The 17839-nt window shown below is 50.9% G+C and carries 20 protein-coding genes; 13 read left to right on the top strand and 7 right to left on the bottom strand.

All coding sequences use genetic code 11. From position 1 onward, the window contains the following. Positions 1–13: 13 nt before the first annotated feature. Both ACGHZ6_RS08255 and ACGHZ6_RS08250 read right to left on the bottom strand, forming a co-directional pair. A complete protein-coding gene (locus tag ACGHZ6_RS08255) occupies positions 14–931 on the bottom strand; it encodes an HNH endonuclease (protein ID WP_390618357.1) in 918 nt (305 codons plus the stop codon). Positions 932–942: 11 nt separating this feature from the next. Further along, complete coding sequence (locus ACGHZ6_RS08250) at positions 943–1233, bottom strand: HIT family protein (protein ID WP_390618356.1); 291 nt, start codon at positions 1231–1233, stop codon at positions 943–945. Between the two features lie 305 nt (positions 1234–1538). Here ACGHZ6_RS08250 and ACGHZ6_RS08245 point away from each other — a divergent pair, with 305 nt between their 5' ends. From ACGHZ6_RS08245 to ACGHZ6_RS08230, 4 genes are all read left to right on the top strand, one after another. Further along, positions 1539–1991, top strand: a complete 453-nt coding sequence (locus ACGHZ6_RS08245; RefSeq protein WP_390618355.1) for a DUF1499 domain-containing protein — start codon at positions 1539–1541, stop codon at positions 1989–1991. Between the two features lie 32 nt (positions 1992–2023). Continuing rightward, positions 2024–4285, top strand: a complete 2262-nt coding sequence (gene lpdA / locus ACGHZ6_RS08240; RefSeq protein WP_390618354.1) for a dihydrolipoyl dehydrogenase — start codon at positions 2024–2026, stop codon at positions 4283–4285. Positions 4286–4482: 197 nt separating this feature from the next. Continuing rightward, positions 4483–5142: a DUF1826 domain-containing protein gene (locus ACGHZ6_RS08235; protein WP_390618353.1), complete on the top strand. Its 660-nt coding sequence runs from the start codon at positions 4483–4485 to the stop codon at positions 5140–5142. A gap of 22 nt (positions 5143–5164) precedes the next feature. Next, positions 5165–5890: a DUF2796 domain-containing protein gene (locus tag ACGHZ6_RS08230; protein WP_390618352.1), complete on the top strand. Its 726-nt coding sequence runs from the start codon at positions 5165–5167 to the stop codon at positions 5888–5890. A gap of 154 nt (positions 5891–6044) precedes the next feature. Here ACGHZ6_RS08230 and ACGHZ6_RS08225 read toward each other — a convergent pair whose 3' ends face one another. Further along, a complete protein-coding gene (locus tag ACGHZ6_RS08225; RefSeq protein WP_390618351.1) occupies positions 6045–6728 on the bottom strand; it encodes a DUF3299 domain-containing protein in 684 nt (227 codons plus the stop codon). Between the two features lie 112 nt (positions 6729–6840). On the opposite strand from ACGHZ6_RS08225, the gene ACGHZ6_RS08220 reads away from it, so the two are divergent. The 4 genes from ACGHZ6_RS08220 (at position 6841) to ACGHZ6_RS08205 (ending at position 9574) form a co-directional block, all read left to right on the top strand. Beyond that, the gene (locus tag ACGHZ6_RS08220; RefSeq protein WP_390618350.1) at positions 6841–7521 is read left to right on the top strand and encodes an ABC transporter ATP-binding protein; all 681 of its coding nucleotides are present in this window, start codon (positions 6841–6843) and stop codon (positions 7519–7521) included. Continuing rightward, a complete protein-coding gene (locus ACGHZ6_RS08215; protein WP_390618349.1) occupies positions 7521–8771 on the top strand; it encodes an ABC transporter permease in 1251 nt (416 codons plus the stop codon). The genes ACGHZ6_RS08220 and ACGHZ6_RS08215 overlap by 1 nt, the downstream gene beginning before the upstream one ends. A 114-nt stretch (positions 8772–8885) precedes the next feature. Further along, positions 8886–9179 carry a type I toxin-antitoxin system antitoxin YafN gene (gene yafN / locus ACGHZ6_RS08210; protein WP_390618348.1) on the top strand — a complete coding sequence of 98 codons (294 nt, stop codon included), beginning with the start codon at positions 8886–8888 and terminating at the stop codon, positions 9177–9179. Further along, entirely contained in the window at positions 9179–9574 is a 396-nt protein-coding gene (locus ACGHZ6_RS08205; protein WP_390618347.1) for a type II toxin-antitoxin system YafO family toxin, read from the top strand. Before yafN ends, ACGHZ6_RS08205 begins: the two co-directional genes overlap by 1 nt. A 159-nt stretch (positions 9575–9733) precedes the next feature. On the opposite strand, the gene ACGHZ6_RS08200 is transcribed toward ACGHZ6_RS08205, so the two are convergent. Beyond that, positions 9734–10630 carry a LysR substrate-binding domain-containing protein gene (locus ACGHZ6_RS08200; protein ID WP_390618346.1) on the bottom strand — a complete coding sequence of 299 codons (897 nt, stop codon included), beginning with the start codon at positions 10628–10630 and terminating at the stop codon, positions 9734–9736. A gap of 127 nt (positions 10631–10757) precedes the next feature. Between ACGHZ6_RS08200 and grxC the strand changes: the two genes are divergently transcribed. From grxC to ACGHZ6_RS08180, 4 genes are read left to right on the top strand one after another with little or no spacing between them, the layout of a single operon-like run. Further along, entirely contained in the window at positions 10758–11009 is a 252-nt protein-coding gene (gene grxC / locus ACGHZ6_RS08195; protein WP_390618345.1) for a glutaredoxin 3, read from the top strand. A 31-nt stretch (positions 11010–11040) separates the two neighbouring features. Continuing rightward, the gene (locus ACGHZ6_RS08190; RefSeq protein WP_390618344.1) at positions 11041–11664 is read left to right on the top strand and encodes a glutathione S-transferase family protein; all 624 of its coding nucleotides are present in this window, start codon (positions 11041–11043) and stop codon (positions 11662–11664) included. 30 nt (positions 11665–11694) lie between these two features. Next, on the top strand, positions 11695–12084 hold the full coding sequence (locus ACGHZ6_RS08185) for an MAPEG family protein (protein ID WP_390618343.1): 390 nt from the start codon (positions 11695–11697) through the stop codon (positions 12082–12084). A 29-nt stretch (positions 12085–12113) separates the two neighbouring features. Then, on the top strand, positions 12114–14234 hold the full coding sequence (locus ACGHZ6_RS08180) for a pyridoxamine 5'-phosphate oxidase family protein (RefSeq protein ID WP_390618342.1): 2121 nt from the start codon (positions 12114–12116) through the stop codon (positions 14232–14234). A 63-nt stretch (positions 14235–14297) separates the two neighbouring features. Here ACGHZ6_RS08180 and ACGHZ6_RS08175 read toward each other — a convergent pair whose 3' ends face one another. Next, positions 14298–15068 (bottom strand): SDR family oxidoreductase, encoded by a 771-nt coding sequence (locus ACGHZ6_RS08175; RefSeq protein WP_390618341.1) that lies wholly within the window; start codon positions 15066–15068, stop codon positions 14298–14300. A 76-nt stretch (positions 15069–15144) separates the two neighbouring features. Next, positions 15145–15855 (bottom strand): glutathione S-transferase family protein, encoded by a 711-nt coding sequence (locus ACGHZ6_RS08170; protein ID WP_390618340.1) that lies wholly within the window; start codon positions 15853–15855, stop codon positions 15145–15147. A gap of 217 nt (positions 15856–16072) precedes the next feature. On the opposite strand from ACGHZ6_RS08170, the gene ACGHZ6_RS08165 reads away from it, so the two are divergent. Beyond that, entirely contained in the window at positions 16073–16891 is an 819-nt protein-coding gene (locus ACGHZ6_RS08165) for a substrate-binding periplasmic protein (protein ID WP_390618339.1), read from the top strand. 23 nt (positions 16892–16914) lie between these two features. On the opposite strand, the gene ACGHZ6_RS08160 is transcribed toward ACGHZ6_RS08165, so the two are convergent. After that, positions 16915–17823 (bottom strand): hypothetical protein, encoded by a 909-nt coding sequence (locus ACGHZ6_RS08160; protein ID WP_390618338.1) that lies wholly within the window; start codon positions 17821–17823, stop codon positions 16915–16917. Between the last annotated feature and the right edge of the window lie 16 nt (positions 17824–17839).

Below are 17839 nucleotides of genomic sequence, written 5' to 3'. Positions count from 1 at the left end.
AAAATGCCCCAAATCACTTTCGACGAAACCTTTCAAACTTCTCAGCTAAGGATTCCCTATTCGGATAATAATCTTTACATGAAGGCAAGTTTAAAATCTGCTTATCGCAAGCTAAAAACGCCTTATCAACAAATCCATTAGGCAGATGCTCTTTTATTTCACTAGAAATATGAATACGATAATCCCCATCAATGCCGAGAAGGTTACGATCAAATGCACGGTGATGAAGATTACTTAAAGCAATCCCGTTATTCACAAGCTGCTTTCCGTACACCTGAGAATCCGGAACGATATGAGCAGCATCAATAAGTCGAGGCTGTGCCATACCGGTAACAGCACAACGATTCTTATACACGTCTAAAACAGCCGCCCGAAATGACGACTGATGCAAGCGAACCTTTGTCTCTCGCACCATATAACGACTCTCGATAGCATCTGGCAGTTTGTATTCAACTATAGAGTTCTTGTCATTTTGTTGGGCAATACCAACTAGAATTTTTGCATACCCCCCATCCGGGTGGATATCCTCAATAAAACAAGGCCATAGAGCCTTATAAACAGCCGGGGCAATAGCATGAAAATAAACAAAAGGCTGCTTACTTTCATAAGCTTGCCACAAACACTTATTTCGGCCTCCGCGAGGGTCTCCCTTCTGTAATGAGTATTGATAGTAACCATCATCTGTCAGCTGATCATTATAGATATTAATACCAGCCCCTTTCCGAGGAATCGTAGTTTTAATACTCAACACGCCACTACTCATTTGCCGCGGTTTAAATATCCCTGCAGCACGATTCATCAATAGAACGGTTTCACCATTTAAATTAAAACCCTGCTCAATAACTGCAGACGGAATAGCATCACCATAAAGCTCATCAAGTTGCTTAACATGCTCAAACGCAGCACTGACAACCACCAACTCAGAAGACATTAATTGACCACCTATATAACCGCCACAAACTCACCAAGAACCTTAAAACTATCGGACTGGTCACTCAGTGACTGGGCTGCTATATCCTGAATCGAGTCTAGAGCAGCTGTATCTTCATTACGCTCTTTCCAATACTGATAAGAATTCAATAAGCCTACATGGCGCTTTGAGATAATTAGGGTATGGCCGTCAGTGACGGGGAAGCCATCGGCAATGACAAATGCGTAGTCGTTTGCCGCTAGAAGCCTGGGATTGCAGGGGTCCCGACTGATATCGCAAAATGGGCAGGGTTGCTCGGCCATTACATCCTTTATCCTTGGCGAGTGTTGCTATCCGGTTACTCATCACTTCTTGTGATAGAGCTCACACTAAAGGATTAACTTTAACTACCAAGGTACCAACTTTCAATAGCGAAAACCTGTCGATGACTGGGTGTTCATAGTTGGTTTTCGAGGGTATTGACGTAAATCAGGCATTTTTGGAGGTGAGTCCAAAAATGGGGGGCAAAACGCAGGACTCCTAAAGTTGACAGCCTCTTTCATAACCATTAAATTGTACACAACATTATTTTGCACAATTACAATATCCACGCTGTATAGGACCCCCAATGAAGATGACTTCCCTAACCCTACTCACCCTAAGCATCGCCTTCGCCGCCCTGCTGACCTTCCAAAACCTGAACCCCCCCACCCATCTGGGGCTGACTGAAGGCCAACTGGCGCCTATGCCAGACAAACCCAATGCGGTATCCAGCCAAACCGAGCAGGCCGACAAAAAAGTTGAGGCCCTGCCCTTTAAAGCCACGGTGGAAGCTACCCAGCAGGCGGTGAATAACGCGCTGGCCGAGCTGGGCAATAACGAGATTCAGGTACAGGAAAATGGGTATACCTACAGCGTATTTACCAGCCCGACGATGCGGTATCGCGATGATGTGGAGGTTTACCTGGATACCGAGGCCAAGCTGGTGCACTTCCGCTCCCAGTCCCGTGCGGGGTATTCGGATATGGGGGTTAACCGCAAGCGTTATGAGGCCTTCCGTCAGTTGTACTCTCAGCAATAATCTGATCTGTAAGCCAAACAAGGAACACCGGAATGAACCCTAAGAAGCTGTTATTACTGACTGCGCTGGCCTGTGCCTTGGCCGCGGCCTACTACCTTGATGTGGGCCAGTACTTGAATCTGTCGTATTTCAAAGCCCAGCAGGCCGAGATTAACAACTATGTCGCGGCCAACCATATCGCCAGCCTGGCGCTGTTTTTTGTGATTTATGTGGCGGTGACGGCGCTGTCGATTCCGGGGGCGGCGTTAATGACGCTGGTGGCCGGGGCGCTGTTTGGTTTGCTGGAAGGTTTGGTTCTGGTGTCTTTTGCTTCAACGTTGGGCGCAACCCTGGCTATGTTGGTGTCGCGCACCTTGCTGCGGGACTCTATTCAGCAGCGTTTTGCCGATGCCTTTAAAACCGTTAACGCCGGTATTGAAAAAGAAGGCGCGCTCTATTTATTTACCCTGCGCCTGGTGCCGGTGGTGCCGTTTTTTGTGATTAACCTGGTGATGGGTTTAACCAATATGCCGGCGCGTACCTTCTTCTGGGTTAGCCAGGTTGGCATGCTGGCGGGCACGGCAGTGTATGTGAATGCGGGTACGCAAATTGCCAATATTGATTCACTCAGTGGCATTTTGTCGCCACAGCTGATGGGTTCGTTTGTGTTGCTGGGGCTGTTCCCGCTGTTGGCCAAACGTGCGATGGAGATGGTTAAGCGCCGCCAGGTGTACAAGGCTTACCCCAAGCCCAAACAGTTTGATGAAGACCTGGTGGTACTGGGCGCAGGCTCCGGCGGTTTGGTGACTGCCTATATTGCCGCCATGGTAAAAGCCAAGGTCACCCTGATTGAAAAACACCAGATGGGTGGCGATTGCCTGAATACCGGTTGTGTGCCCTCCAAGGCGTTAATTCGCTCCGGCAAGTTTATGGCCGATGTAAACCGCTCGGCGGATTTGGGTTTTCGCGCGGCCAATGTGGAGTTTGATTTTGCCGATGTGATGCAACGGGTGCAGCGTGTGGTGCAAACCATCGAGCCGCACGATTCTATCGAGCGCTACACCGGCCTTGGCGTTAATGTGGTACAGGGTGAAGGTAAAATTACCTCGCCTTATACCGTGGAGGTTAACGGCCACACCATTACCGCGCGTAATATTGTGGTGGCGACCGGGGCACGTCCGTTTGTGCCGCCCATTAAAGGTATCGAACACATTGATTACCTCACCTCCGATAATGTGTGGAATTTACAGCAGCAGCCCAAGCGTTTGATTGTGTTGGGTGGCGGGCCTATTGGTTGTGAGCTTACCCAAAGCTTTGCGCGCCTGGGCAGTAAAGTCACCCAGGTAGAAATGCTGCCACGGCTGATGACCAAGGAAGACGAAGATGTATCCCTGGCGGTACAGCAGCGCTTTGTGAATGAAGGTGTTGATGTGCGCCTTAACCACCGCGCGCTGGAGTTTGTGGTGCGCGATGGTGAGAAGGTGTTGATCTGTGAAAACCTCTGCAGCCAAAGCAAGGATAAAACCGTCGAGATCCCGTTTGATGAAGTGCTGGTTGCGGTAGGCCGTGCGGCTAACACCAGTGGTTTTGGCCTTGAAGAGCTTGGTATAGAAACCAATGCCAACGGCACCCTGGCGGTCAATGAGTACCTGCAAACCCGCTACCCGAATATTTATGCGGTGGGTGATGTGGTGGGGCCTTATCAGTTTACCCATACCTCGGCGCATCAGGCCTGGTACGCGGCGGTGAATGCGCTGTTTGGCAAGTTCAAAAAGTTTAAGGTGGATTATTCGGTGATTCCCTGGGCAACCTTTACCGAACCGGAAGTGGCTCGTGTGGGGATTAACGAACAGGAAGCCAAACAACAGGGCATCAATTACGAGGTCACCCGTTTTGATGTAGCCGAACTCGATCGCGCCATTGCCGATGAAGAGGCACACGGTTTTGTGAAGGTATTAACCGCCGCCGGTAGCGATAAAATTCTGGGCGCAACCATTGTTGGAGAACAGGCCGGTGATTTAATCGCCGAGTATGTGATGGCCATGAAACACAAGATTGGTTTGAACAAAATCCTGGGCACTATTCACATCTATCCTACCCTGGCCGAGATGAACAAATACGCCGCCGGGGAATGGAAGAAGGCCCGCAAGCCGGAAGGGTTACTGGGTTGGGTTGAGGCGTTTTTCCGTTGGCAGCGCAGGGATGAGCGTGGGGCTTTGGCTACTGAGCCGCGGCGTTATGGGTCGCTGGGGGTTCAGGCTGGTTCGACTACGCAGATAGGCAATGACAAAGGGGCTGAGTTGGTCTCAGATTAAACGTGATATAGATACACACCTACAGATCGAGACCAATAAGGCCATGTTTGCAGCTACCTTACATAGGGGCTTCGGTCATGGCCTTTTGTATGTTCACAGACATAACAATAATTAACACAGACTCCACTTTTAAGCCTGCCCAAATATGTAATATTATAACATTACAAGACATTACTACCCGTGAGCCCTACCCCGCCATGTTAGCCCAAGCCCCTGAACTTGCTGCCGAGCACATTGCCGCTGAAGGTGATGACCCAACGGTATTTACCGAGATCTTTCAGCCCAATACCAATATCGCTGTTTGGCAGCGCACGATTAGCCCTGCCCTGCAGCAGTCGATTGCGGAGTATTTGAGCAATACCAAGCGGGTGGAGATCTCGATGACGGTTTCGCCCGAGAGTGCTTATCAGAGTGTGCGTGACTCGTTGGGTGATGCGCCTTGCGCCCATGTGCTTAGCGAGGATATTGCCCAGCTGGTGGATATGTTCTGCTTCTTGTTTGAGCTGGATCGCGCTGGACTGCGTATAACGGCGCTGGATGCCGCTATGTGCCCGCGTTTTCATTTTGATCGGGTGCCCTGCCGTTTGGTCACTACCTACCAGGGTGTGGCTACCCAATGGTTGCCCCATGAGGTGGTTGATCGCTCCAAGCTGGGCCATGGTAGTGACGGGCTGCCGGATGAAGAGTCTGGCCTTATTCAAGGCCCGGACGATATTCGCCAGCTGACTGCAGGTGATGTAGCCTTGTTAAAAGGCTCTTTGTGGGAAGGCAATGAAGAGGCGGGCCTGGTGCACCGCTCGCCGGCGGTGACTACTGATGAGCGCCGCCTGTTACTGACGCTGGATTTTTCTAATTAACACCAAACACGGAATATTCCCGATGAATAATAATCGCTTTAACAAGAAACGCTTCTTATTGGTAAGCACGTTGGCCCTGCTGGGTTCTGCCGGTGCCTTTGCCGCTGACGGGCATGATGACGACCAGCACACCTCCCACGGTGCCCATGTGCACGGTGAAGCTGCCCTGACTATGGCGCTGGAAGGCAGTGATGTGGAAATTGTGCTGGAGTCCCCGGCGGCCAATATTATTGGTTTTGAGTACAAGGCTGCGACTGAGGAAGAAAAGCGGATTGAGAAGCAGGCGGCGGATGCGTTGAAGGCTGCGGGTATGTTTACCTTCTCGGGTGCGGCGTGTGAGTTGGAGAAGGTGGTTGTGGTGTTGCCGGGGGCTGACCACGATGATCATGGTGATGACCATCACGACGAGCATAAGGATCATCATGATAAGCATGACGACGATCATCACGATAAGCACGATGATCATCATGATAAGCATGAAGACGAGCATGATTCACATGCTAAGGCGTCTCACTCTGATGAGCATCATGACGATGAGCACCATGATGAGCACAAGTCTGAAACGCACAGTGAGGTGACGGCTAATTATCACTACCATTGTGAAAATCTGAGTAAGTTGGAGCAGGTTGATACTGGGTTGTTTAAGCAGTTTCCGAAGCTGGAGAAGATTGATGCTATGTGGGTGTCGGCTACGGGTCAGGGGGCTGTGGAGTTGAGTGCTGAGAAGAGTGTTATGAAGTTGAAGTGAGGTTTTAAGGACACTGGACCCCTGCCTACGCAGGGGTGACGTTAATGTAGATCTCGCGTAATTCACTGGATACCCAAAGCACTCGCTTTGCTCGCGGGGCAGGCTCTCCCCGCTTTCGCGGGGATGGCAGGATAGTAGGTTCTGTGTAACGTCTTTAGCCGCCGTAGGCTTCGTAGTATTGCATGTCGATGGAGTAGGCGGCGGTGGCCATGTCGTTTTCGGTTATTTCGGTTTTTAGGTCACCGTAAATCCAGAATGGGTCATACAAGGCGCTTAGCTTTAGGCCCTGCGGGTATTTAACAAAAATGATCTGGTTGGGTGGTGGTGGCGGTACGTGAATACAGGCACCAAAAAACGGGACCAGGAAGAATTGGGTGATGGTTTGGTCGTCATCAAATTCCAGTGGCACGATAAAGCCGGGGATTTTAATGGCCTGGTTGTTCAACTCAGACACCACTTCGGTTGATACCAGTGCTTGCTGATACAGATCCTCTGGCTGGCCATCAAAGGCGCTTTTGATCTGGCTGCTGATTTGGTCTTCCAGTGAACCGTCTTCCACATCGGTGACGTAGCTGGGCGGGTTCATCAGAACTTCCAGCACGCTTTTGGGAATCAGCTCGTCCCACTCCAGTTCGCGGAATTCCTGGTCTGGTTTGGTAGGGTCACCGGCTGGGGCATCGTGAATGATCAGGTCATCCTGGGCTGTTGCTGCCTGAGCTGTCGCAACGGTTGATTCAGCCACGCTGGCATTAGCCTGGGTGGTGGCGTCGTCTTTGCCACAGGCACTGAGTAGTAAAGTCGCTACAACAGCGAATGAAAATTGATGAAATTTATTCATGGATGATAGGTCTTAGTTAAAACACAAGGATGTTAGCCTGAACGTCAAAATGATACATTCTAACGCTTGTGAATAACAATTAATCTAACAGGGATTTACGCTTTTTTGCACTATGACTATTAGCCTCAGCAACGTTCGTTACGCCTACCCCGACAGCCCCGATAACATTGTACTCGACATACCCCAGTGGTCTGTGGCCGCCAAGGAGCAGTTTTTTGTTCACGGCCCCTCGGGCAGCGGTAAATCCACCTTGCTGAACCTGTTAAGTGGTATGGCCAAGCCGCTCGGTGGTGAGTTATCCATCCTCGACCAGCGCCTGGATACCATGAGCCCACAGCAGCGCGATAAGTTCCGCGCTAACCATATTGGTTATGTGTTTCAGCAGTTCAACCTGATTCCCTATTTAAATGCGGTGGAAAATATTGAGCTGGCTGCGCACTTCTCGCCACAAAAGCACGTCGCGGGCTTGGCGCAAGAGATTGCCGCATTGTTAAGTGAACTGAATATTTCCGAAGTTGACAGGCAAAAGCCCACCACTCACCTGAGTGTGGGCCAACAGCAGCGAGTGGCCATTGCACGGGCGTTGATTAACAAACCGGAATTACTGATTGCCGATGAGCCCACCTCGTCACTGGATGAACAGAACCGCGATAGTTTTATGGCGCTGCTGATGACGATGGTCACCGAGCACAACACCACGCTGGTGTTTGTCAGCCACGATATGAGCTTGTCGCGTTACTTCAGCCGTACAGAAGAGCTTTCCAACATTAACCGTGCAGTGGAGGCCGCGTAATGTTCTCCAAACTGGCACTGAAAAGTTTACTGAATCGCAAAGGCTCCGTATTACTCACCCTGATGGCCATGACGGTCAGTGTGTTTGTGTTATTGGGTGTGGAGCATATCCGCCACCAGGCCAAAAGCAGCTTTGCCAATACGGTATCGGGCATGGATTTGATTGTCGGCTCACGCACCGGCAGCCTGAACCTGTTGTTGTATTCGGTGTTTCGCATTGGCTCGCCCACCAACAATATTGATTGGGACTCTTACCAGGACATTGCCAATAACCCGAAAGTGAAATGGGCCATCCCTATTACCCTGGGGGACTCCCACAAAGGCTACCGGGTGATGGGCACCACGCAGGAATATTTTGAGCACTTCAGTTACGGCCAACAACACCCGCTGGCGTTTAAAGCGGGCAAGCCCTTCGAAGGCATGTTTGATGTGGTGATCGGCTCCGATGTTGCCAAAAAACTGGGCTACTCACTGGGCGATAATCTGGTATTGGCCCACGGCATTGCCAGCACCAGCTTTAGCCTGCACGATGATTTGCCCTTTGCCGTCACCGGTATTTTAAAACCCACCGGCACCCCGGTAGACCAAACCCTGCACGTCAGTCTGGCTGGCATTGAGGCCATTCATGTCGGTTGGAAACAGGGCGTAAAAATTCCGGGGCAGCAACCGTCACGTGAAGAGCTGGAACAACTGGAAAAGGAGCTGCACCCCGCTAGCGTTACCGCACTGATGGTGGGCTTAACCTCACGCATGGCCACCTTCCATGTCCAGCGCAATATCAATAACTATCGCAAGGAACCCCTGATGGCTATCCTGCCCGGTGTGGCCCTGTCCGAGCTGTGGCAAATGATGGGTATTCTGGAAAACACCCTGCTGCTGATTTCCATTTTGGTGTTTGCCTCCTCGCTACTGGGCTTAAGTGCTATGCAGCTGTCATCCATCCGCGAGCGCGAACGGGAAATCCAGCTCCTGCGCGTCGTTGGCGCACCACCGAGTTTCCTGTTTTTGCTGATTGAACTGGAAGCGCTGCTAATTGCTGCATGCAGTGTGCTGCTAGGCGCAGGCCTGCTGTCACTGTGCCTGCTTATCGCCAAGGATGTGCTGGTCAGTGAATTTGGCCTGCATATCAGTATGAGTATCTTCTCTGAAAGCAGCCTGTATCTGGTGGGCATTATTATTGTGGCATCCAGTATTGCGGCGATTATTCCGTCGCTGAATGCGTATGCCAAGGCGAAGAGTGTTAGGCATTGATCCAACCTGTAACATTGGCACCCAACTGACTACTTATTGACCAAGCCTCAATCAAGCACTATTATGTACACAATTACGTACATAATAGTGCGCCTAGTTTTTTGAGGTGTCCCCATGACCACACAAGCAATCCTGGCCGAACAAACGGTTTCGATTACAGAGCTACGCAAGAATCCCAATCAGTACTTTAAAGATGAGCCTGTCGCCGTGCTGGCTAACAATAAGCCAGCGGGCTATTTGATCAGCGCTGCGCTTTACGAGCAGATGATTGAGATTATGGCGCAAAGCTCCCCTGCCATTGCCGCCAACTTCAGGCCCTCAAAGGCTCGCCTGGATGAAATCACACGTCTGGGTAATGAATTACTCAGTAAAGCCACTGACGAAGAGCTGGGTGATTTTCAGGAATAATGCGAATATTTAAATCAAGGATGATTATTCAGCAACTGACCGAGCAGGAGCTTTCAGGGTTAGTTGAAGATTTCAGAACCTATAAAACACGTCGTCATCTTCCCGATACCTTTGGCCGTGATGAGCTCTACGATCATCCTTTTACATTACCCATCATTAAGTCTGAAGAAGTCCGGCACATTCACCTAACTGATGGTGATAACCCGTGGAAACCAGGCAAACTCCAATACAACAAAACCAGCGATTCCCACTTAATTTATTGCCAAGGCTGTATCGATTCCAACAATTTCTTACTGATGGGCATCTTGGCACCGGATGCCCATAAACTAGCTCGCGATAACAGCATTATGTTTAAGCTGGGCAAAATGGCTGAAACATTTAGGCTTCGACACTAACCGCTCACCTGTTGCAACTTGTCCAACTCAGCACTCAGCTTTTGAGTTAACTGCTGGTATTCATCCCAAGCAGTTGACCAGAGTTGTTTCAGTGTATCCTCGGTATTGTCTTTGGTTGATAACAGAGCGGCCTAATGGCTTAACACATGCAGGCATAGGTTAAGCCAAGCCTGCCACAAATTCCCGCTGCACAAACTCAATAAAACACCGCACCTTCTTCGACAAGTAACGTCGGTGCGGGTAGATGGCGAACATGCCAAATTCCAGGGTGGTGTGGTCTGGCAGCAACTGCTGCAGGCTGCCGTTGTTAAGCTCTTCTGTAACAATAAAGTTGGGAATCAACCCAATACCTCCGCCGGCCACGGCGATGGATTTCACCGCGCGCGGGCTGTTGACGGCCACTTTTGAACTCACTTCTATCGAGTAACTTTGCCCATCGGGCGATAACACTGGCCACTGTTTACCAATACGAAAATTGCTGTCAATTATGCACTGGTGTTTGGCAATATCTTCTGGAGTTTGGGGTTCGCCGTGTTGCTTTAGGTAGTCGGGTGAAGCGCACAGGTACAGTGGCACACTGGTAATTTGGCGGGCGATCAGGCGTGAATCATCCACCCCGCCTATGCGGATCACCAGGTCTATCCCCTCTTCCAGCATATCGATTTTGCGGTCGGTGAGTTGCAGGTCAACGGTAACCTCGGGGTAGTCTTGCTGGAACGCTGGCAGGCGTGGTGCCAGGATCATCTCCCCAAAAGTCACCGGTGTGCTAATGCGGATCTGGCCCTGCGGGCGGGTGCTCTCGCCGGTAACACTGTCTTCCAGCTCGCTAAATTCTTCCAACAGCGGCAAGGCCCGCTCATAGTAACGTTGACCAGCTTCGGTGAGGGATTGTTTGCGGGTGGAGCGGTTAAACAAGCGGGTGCCCAGCTGCTTTTCTACCTCGCCCACATACTTGCTCACCAGGGCTTTCGACCATCCCAGGCGCTCGGCCGCATTGGTGAATGAGCCGGTTTCAACCACCGCGACTACGGTTTTTAAGCCATCAAGAGTGTCCATTCGCCTGCCATCTCTCTCAAATCAAAAGTCAACATATCATTGACAATCATTCAACACAAACCCCGTTTATCAATGCAAGGTAAATCCGGATACTGAGCCCATCAACTCACCGCTAACGGATTTACCCATGGCACATATTGAAATCTATACCCGCCCCGGCTGTGGTTACTGCATGCACGCCAAGCGTTTACTGCATAGCCGCGGACTGAACTTTGATGAGCACGATGTGTACGTGCAGCCTCACCTGTTGAGCGAGATGCAGGCACGCACAAAGGGCCGCACCTTTCCACAGGTGTTTATTAATGGACGCAGCATAGGCGGCTTTGATGATTTGTTGCTGTTGGATCAGCTCGGCGAGTTGAAAAAGCGAACCGCTTAAACCCTATCACCCCCAACCCCGAGGAAAAACCATGTCTACTATCACGCTTTACCGTCACCCTCTCTCAGGCCACTCACACCGTGTGGAAGCACTGCTATCGCTGCTGAATCTGGAGGCCACTATCGTTGATGTTGATTTGGCCAACGGTGCACACAAGCAACCGGAATTTTTGGCCAAGAACCGTTTTGGCCAAGTGCCGGTACTGGAAGACGGCGAGATCACCCTGTCGGATTCCAACGCCATTCTGGTGTACCTGGCACGCAAGTACGACCGTAAAGGCCACTGGCTGCCGGCTGATGATACCGAGTACGCCGAGGTGCAGAAATTTCTGTCACTGGCTGCCGGAAAAATTGCCTATGGCCCCGCAGCAGCTCGATTAGTGAATGTGTTTGGTGCTGGCCTGGACCACCAGCTAGCCATTACCACTGCGCATGCAGTGCTCTCTGTACTGGATGAACACCTACTCGGCCGCGACTGGCTGGTAGGTGCTCACCCCACCATTGCTGATATTGCCAACTACGCCTATATCGCCCACGCCCCGGAAGGTGATGTATCGCTACAGGAATATCCACAAGTGCGTCGCTGGCTTACCAACATAGAAGCCTTGCCGCACTTTGTAGCAATGCAAAAAACGGCCGTCGGATTGGCCGCGTAAACAAAACCTTAACCTCTGGAGATTTTTATCATGCCTATCGAAATTTTAGCGTTGGCCGCCACCGGCGCCCTGTTGTTAACCCTGACTTTAATTCAAGGCACCCGCAATGTGCTGGTGCTGGGGTTACCCACCGCCGCAGGCAACCAGCACGATATTGCGCCCTGGAATGGCGCTAATGACCGCCTTAACCGTGCCATACGTAATTTGATTGAAGCCATCGCCATTTTTGCACCTATCGCCTTAACGGTTCAGGTGCTTAACCTGGGTAACGATACCAGTGCACTGGGGGCTGAAATCTTTTTAATTGCCCGTGTGGTTCACGCTCTGGTTTATATCGCAGGCATTCCCTGGGTTCGTACCCTGGCCTGGTTTGCCGGTGTTGCGGGCATCGTTATGGTCGCATCGGCACTGATCGTTTAATACACTTGAAGTTAATAAGGGGCATCACCATGAGCACGTCCACTCAACACGACAACTCGCCTTTTCATGCGGGCGAGCAAGCCCTGCAAACCCGTATGGGTGTGCGAGACAACATGGAGCGTTTTGGGCGCCGGGTGATTCGCCCCTTTATGCCGGAACAACATCAGGCGTTTTACAGCCAACTTCCGTTTGTATTAGCGGCTCATGTTGATCAGGATGGCTGGCCCTGGGCCTCCATCCTGCATGCACCAGCTCCGCACAAAGACGCGCGTTTTATGCACGCGGTGGATGACACCCATTTACGTTTTGACTGCAAACCGCTAGAAGGTGATCCGCTCGCGGACGCTCTTACTGGCAAGAACGTTGATAAACTTCACATTGGCTTAATGGGCATTGAGCTACCCACCCGGCGACGCAACCGCATGGCCGCACATGTGGTTGAACGCGATCAAGCAGGTTTCACTCTGAAAGTAGACCAATGTTTTGGTAACTGCCCGCAGTATATTCAAAGCCGCGATGTACACATGCTGGATCCGGCTACTATGCCAGCAGCTATTACAGAAAACCTCACCGAACTGGATGAAGAAGCCATCGCTTTTATCCAACAGGCCGATACGTTTTTTGTCGCCAGTTACTATGTGGATAAACACAACCCAAGTGCGGCCAGTAACGGGGCCGATGTTTCCCACCGCGGCGGCAAGCCTGGTTTTGTTCGTTTGGATAATAAGCGCACACTGACGATTCCCGATTACCTGGGCAACAATCACTTTAATACCCTGGGCAATATTCAGGAGACCGGTAAAGCCGGATTGCTGTTTATCGATTTTGACAACGGCGACTTGCTTACGCTCACCGGTAAGGCTGAACTGCTACCCGATTCAGATGAAACGAATCACTTTAAAGGCGCCGAGCGCCTGTGGCGTTTTGAGTTAACCCAGGCCCGTCGCCTGCGAAATTCACTGCCACTGCGCTGGAGCTTTAACGATTACTCGCCCAATTCCTTACTGACCGGTAGCTGGGCCGAAGCCGATCAAATCGCTACCAGTGAGCGCTTGCGTAATCAGTGGTTAAGCGCAGAAGTCATCAAGGTGCAGAATGAAAGTAGCACCATTAAATCATTTTATTTACGCCCCAACGAAGGCGGTATTGCCCACTTTGAAGCCGGGCAATTTTTATCGCTAAGCGTTAATGTCGACGGCCAGGACCAGATACGTACCTATACCGTATCCAGTGCACCTGCCGATGATTTTTACCGCATCAGCGTCAAACGTGAAAACCTCGTCAGCGGTTTTTTACACGACAATATCAAAACCGGTGACCATATACAGATCAAGGCACCGAACGGATCTTTCCACTGGAACCATGACAGTGAGCGCCCTGTGGTTATGCTGGCCGCCGGTGTGGGCATTACGCCCATGGTATCCATGGCCCGCCACGGCTTTTATGAAATGGTACGTACCCGTAATTCGCGCTCCATTACCCTGATTAATGCTGCCCGCGATACCCAACAACGAGCCTTCTATAAAGAACTGCAACAACTGCAGCAACAATCGGCAGGCAACATCGAGGTTCACTGGGCCCTGAGTCAGCCCCAGGCGTTTCCGGCCAATGGCAGTCACAATGAACATTACTACCACGGCCGGATAAACAAAGAGCTCTTGCAGTCGGTTCTGCCGATGGATGACTATGAGTTTTACTTGTGTGGTCCACCAGCGTTTATGCAATCCATGTATGACCTGCTGCGCGAGCTAGGCGTAACGGATCGTCGCATACAGGCCGAAGAATTTGGCCCTGCATCTCTCAAGCGCGACCGGGAGCAGTTAACAGAACTCGAACCTGTCGATGAGCCCGAAGCCGAACAGGCTGTGATTAATTTCATCGATGCAGAGTCCGGGGCTACGGTTGAGCAGCAATGGTCCCCCGCCGATGGCAACCTGTTGGAATTTGCCGAAGCCCACGGCTTTACGCCGGAATACGGTTGTCGCAGCGGCCAGTGTGGAGCCTGTAAAACCAGGTTGCGTGATGGCCGCGTGGTGCAAGCAGGAGCCGATGTATCCTTACTGGCAGAGGATGAAGTGTTGCTTTGTTGTGCCAAACCGGCTGCCCGTGAAGACGGTGGTTTGGCTCAGGTTACGCTGATTCTCGACTAGGCAGGGGTTTCGATCTTCTTTGATCTAACGTCAGTGGATACCCGCTTTCGCGGGTATGGCGAGCTAGATTCTCAGCCCTGCATCCACCTCGATGGTGCGCCCGGAGATATAGTCGTTCTCCAGAATAAAGGCGATGGTTTGGGCGATATGGGAAGGTTTGCCCAGGCGTTGCAGTGGGATTTGTTTGGTCATCATCTGCAGGGCTTCGGGTTTCATGCTGGATACCATTTCGGTTTCCATAAAACCTGGGGCGACAGCAGCGCTGCGGATGCCGTAGCGAGCCAGTTCTTTGGCCCAGGTAACGCTCATGGCTTCAACGCCCGCTTTGGCCGCCGAGTAGTTGGTTTGGCCCATATTGCCAGCCTTGGAGATACTGGCGATATTGATAATCACCCCTTCAGTGCCCTGCTCTACCATTTTGGTGGCCGCTTCCCGGCCGCAGAGGAATACACCGGTAAGGTTTACATCCATTACTGACTGCCACTGCTGCAGGCTCATGCGTTTTTCTATCACACCATTGCGGGCTTTGATCAGCATGGCATCGCGGGTGATGCCAGCGTTATTGACCAGGCCGTGCAGGTTACCGAAATCGGCCATGATCTGGGCAAATATGTCTTCTACCTGGGATTCTTCGGCGACGTTGGCGACATAGCTGCAAATGACCGCATCGGCTTGTGCTACCTCTTTACACTGGGCTACCGCCTCATCCAATTTGCTTTGGTCCAGGTCGATCAGAGCCAGTTGGGCGCCACGGGCGGCCAGGTATAACGCGGTTTCCAGGCCCAGGCCCTGGGCTCCGCCGGTAATTGCAATCACACTTCCAGAGATATTCATTGTCGCCTTCTTACATACTGAATTAATGCTTTCGCATTATTATAGGGGTATACCCCTACACAAAGAAAGCGGCAACTTAAACCCGACAGAAAACTCCAACCTGCTGCTGCACCCGCTCGGTATATTCCATCAGGGGCTGAAACTCACGGGCGATGGGGGTTATCCAGGCATCAGGCTTGTTATCCAGTATACCGGCCAGCAGGGAGGCGACGGTGAAGTCAAAGGCCGTCAGTTTGTCGCCTAGCAAATAAGGATTAACACTAACGGCGGCATTGATGGCCGCCAAATCACGGCGCGCGAAGTCCTTCTGCTCTGCAAAGGTATGCTTTCCCAGGCCGTGGAGGTTATAGGTTTGGGTAACCTGGCGGCGGGCTACGAAACATACCAGCTGTTTAAGCGGGAAAGGCATACTGCCAAAAAAACCCTCTTTCACATTGGGCCACCAGCCATCATCAATCCAGCGGCTGGCTACCATCAGCCAGTACAGGTGGTCTTCGGCCAGGCGGGTAAAGGCCGTGCCGCGGGCTTTTTCTTCTTCGCTTAGATCGCCGAATAAACCGCCGCTGGTCTTTTGGTCCAGATATTCGAAGATGATCTCGGAGTCGGCTATGCGCTGCCCGTCAATTTCAATGAACGGCAACTTACCTTTTGGGGATTGGCGTGGATCACTCAACTCGACCAGATCAAAATCCAGGTTCAGGTGCTTAAGGGCCATTTCCACCTTTAAACAAAAGGGGCTGACGTTGCGCAGGCCAAAAGCGGCCGGAAAGATAAATAGCTTGATCATATGACATTCCTTGTAATGCAAAAGCGGTGCTTAACCATAAGAAAGCTCACTCCGCGTGGCAACTACCTACCAGGTAAAGCGCTCTCGGCTACACTGTAAGGTACGTAGTTTACACCGTGAGCGTCGTCTATCTATGCCACAGCGATATACCTCAGCAACCTCCCGATATATAGCACGTATGTTATTGATGTTGTTTACGCTTGGCAGTCTAACCGCAATGGCTGACCAAAACACACCACAAGAACCACGTATTATCAAAGTCGCCCTGTTAGATCACTCAGAGCCCTTTGTCGTAAAACAGGGTGACAGCTACAGAGGCTTGCTGGTGGATATGCTTAAGGAAGCAGTGTTGCCTTCTGGTGCCGAATTTCAGGTCGTTATTCGTCCCTATGCCCGAGCCATCCCCGAATTACTGGCGGGTAAACTGGATGTAATGTTTTTAATTCGTATCCCCGGACGGGCAACATTCCCGCCAACCGACAAAGTCATTATTTCACAACCTATTCTTGTTACACCGCTAAACCTTTACGCACGAGAAGATAACGACATAGTTATTAACACGCCCACCGACCTGGGTAAGTATCATTTAGGCGGTGTGCGTATACGCGGTATAAAACATGAAGCCAAAACGCCTGGCGACCCCAAAACCAGTTACTTTAATAATCCCGAGCAGTTATTTAAATCTTTAGTGACCGGCCGTATTGATATGGCCATTACGGGGCCAATTATCGCAAATTATTGGCAGGAAGGATTACAAGCCCGGTTTGTCACAAAACTCCAATTAGGCAAAACCATTACCCAGTTTATTTTTTCCAAAGCGTCACTACAGGACGCCGCGATACCTTTGTGTACAAGTTTTATGAAGCAGTGGGCAACACCCCGTACCCAGGCTACTCTGCAGGAATCAGCCAAACGCTATAAAACCAAGGTATTTTCTTCACTTATTCGGATACCGCCACCGACCATGCCGGACGAAGAACTTTGCTTTTCGGTTAAAGACTATTTGGAATACGAGAAAAAAGCGCAAAGTAAATAACAGTAAAATCCTGTTAGATGCTGTTACTCTTGAATTGTATCGGGAAAACTTTCGGGAAAAATAATACTGTTCGCTTTACGGTACTCAATAATTTCCTCGGGCTTAAGCCAGTCCTCTATATAATGCCGAACCATTCCACTGATAGACGGCTCTATGCCGTTTACCGCGGTAACCACGGCTTTACCCCATGGATTTTTAGGGCAGACAATATAGACAGGTTCAAACGCTGGCACATCGTTAAGAGTGACTTTATGCAATTGAGCAGGATCAATACCAAACTGCTTCTGATAATGGTTGATCACCCAGGGTAATTCCAAAATAACATCCAGGCGCATGGCCATTAGCATTTTTAGCAGGGTTTCATGCCCGGCATAACCTCTCACGATATTCAACTGCTCCCGGTATCTACCAATGATATTGTCACGCTCTTTGCCATAGGAATGCCCCGGCGTTAAGGCCATGCGAAGCTTGGGGCTGTTTGCCAATAACGGCTCAAACCCAAGATTGCCTTCAAGCCAGCCCTGGTGATGTTTGAGCTTATCGATGGATCCAACACTGCTGTAGATCTGGTAGGAGGGAATAAGCAACAACATATCACTGTAATGGGTATAGGTTTCACGCTCAGGGGTGTAATGCAAAATCGCACACACGTTATGTCCGCGCCGCAGCTCCCCCATCAAACGTATATAGTTAGCCCTCATAACCCGGTGATCGTATTGCGGCAGGTGGCGCTCCAAATCAGCAATGACCAAATCCCCGGCACCGCGATCCCGCAAGGGGCCAGCGGCAATGTACAAGGGCTCGAAGGCCGGTTTGACCCAATAGATAATTTTGGCATCTTGACTAATGGGTTGTGGCGCTTCTGACGTCGATGCTTCTGTAACGGCCTGGGTTGAACCTGTATGCAACAGCACACATAGCAAGGCAGCCACGCCTACACTATTAACA

This window comes from Maricurvus nonylphenolicus (genome assembly GCF_042854845.1).
GTDB classification, from domain to species: Bacteria; Pseudomonadota; Gammaproteobacteria; order Pseudomonadales; family Cellvibrionaceae; genus Maricurvus; species Maricurvus nonylphenolicus.
Note: the sequence above shows the minus strand (reverse complement) of the source record. Positions and strands in the feature narration are given on the sequence as shown.

Bases quoted from the DNA above. Each gene is read 5' to 3' on its own strand.
- ACGHZ6_RS08235 (WP_390618353.1), top strand. From the start codon at position 4,483: ATGTTAGCCCAAGCCCCTGAACTTGCTGCCGAGCACATTGCCGCTGAA.
- ACGHZ6_RS08245 (WP_390618355.1), top strand. From the start codon at position 1,539: ATGAAGATGACTTCCCTAACCCTACTCACCCTAAGCATCGCCTTCGCC.
- ACGHZ6_RS08200 (WP_390618346.1), bottom strand. From the start codon at position 10,630: ATGGACACTCTTGATGGCTTAAAAACCGTAGTCGCGGTGGTTGAAACC.
- ACGHZ6_RS08185 (WP_390618343.1), top strand. From the start codon at position 11,695: ATGCCTATCGAAATTTTAGCGTTGGCCGCCACCGGCGCCCTGTTGTTA.
- ACGHZ6_RS08230 (WP_390618352.1), top strand. From the start codon at position 5,165: ATGAATAATAATCGCTTTAACAAGAAACGCTTCTTATTGGTAAGCACG.
- lpdA (WP_390618354.1), top strand. From the start codon at position 2,024: ATGAACCCTAAGAAGCTGTTATTACTGACTGCGCTGGCCTGTGCCTTG.
- ACGHZ6_RS08225 (WP_390618351.1), bottom strand. From the start codon at position 6,728: ATGAATAAATTTCATCAATTTTCATTCGCTGTTGTAGCGACTTTACTA.
- ACGHZ6_RS08250 (WP_390618356.1), bottom strand. From the start codon at position 1,233: ATGGCCGAGCAACCCTGCCCATTTTGCGATATCAGTCGGGACCCCTGC.
- yafN (WP_390618348.1), top strand. From the start codon at position 8,886: ATGACCACACAAGCAATCCTGGCCGAACAAACGGTTTCGATTACAGAG.
- ACGHZ6_RS08205 (WP_390618347.1), top strand. From the start codon at position 9,179: ATGCGAATATTTAAATCAAGGATGATTATTCAGCAACTGACCGAGCAG.
- ACGHZ6_RS08165 (WP_390618339.1), top strand. From the start codon at position 16,073: ATGGCTGACCAAAACACACCACAAGAACCACGTATTATCAAAGTCGCC.
- ACGHZ6_RS08220 (WP_390618350.1), top strand. From the start codon at position 6,841: ATGACTATTAGCCTCAGCAACGTTCGTTACGCCTACCCCGACAGCCCC.
- ACGHZ6_RS08255 (WP_390618357.1), bottom strand. From the start codon at position 931: ATGTCTTCTGAGTTGGTGGTTGTCAGTGCTGCGTTTGAGCATGTTAAG.
- grxC (WP_390618345.1), top strand. From the start codon at position 10,758: ATGGCACATATTGAAATCTATACCCGCCCCGGCTGTGGTTACTGCATG.
- ACGHZ6_RS08180 (WP_390618342.1), top strand. From the start codon at position 12,114: ATGAGCACGTCCACTCAACACGACAACTCGCCTTTTCATGCGGGCGAG.
- ACGHZ6_RS08170 (WP_390618340.1), bottom strand. From the start codon at position 15,855: ATGATCAAGCTATTTATCTTTCCGGCCGCTTTTGGCCTGCGCAACGTC.
- ACGHZ6_RS08175 (WP_390618341.1), bottom strand. From the start codon at position 15,068: ATGAATATCTCTGGAAGTGTGATTGCAATTACCGGCGGAGCCCAGGGC.
- ACGHZ6_RS08190 (WP_390618344.1), top strand. From the start codon at position 11,041: ATGTCTACTATCACGCTTTACCGTCACCCTCTCTCAGGCCACTCACAC.
- ACGHZ6_RS08215 (WP_390618349.1), top strand. From the start codon at position 7,521: ATGTTCTCCAAACTGGCACTGAAAAGTTTACTGAATCGCAAAGGCTCC.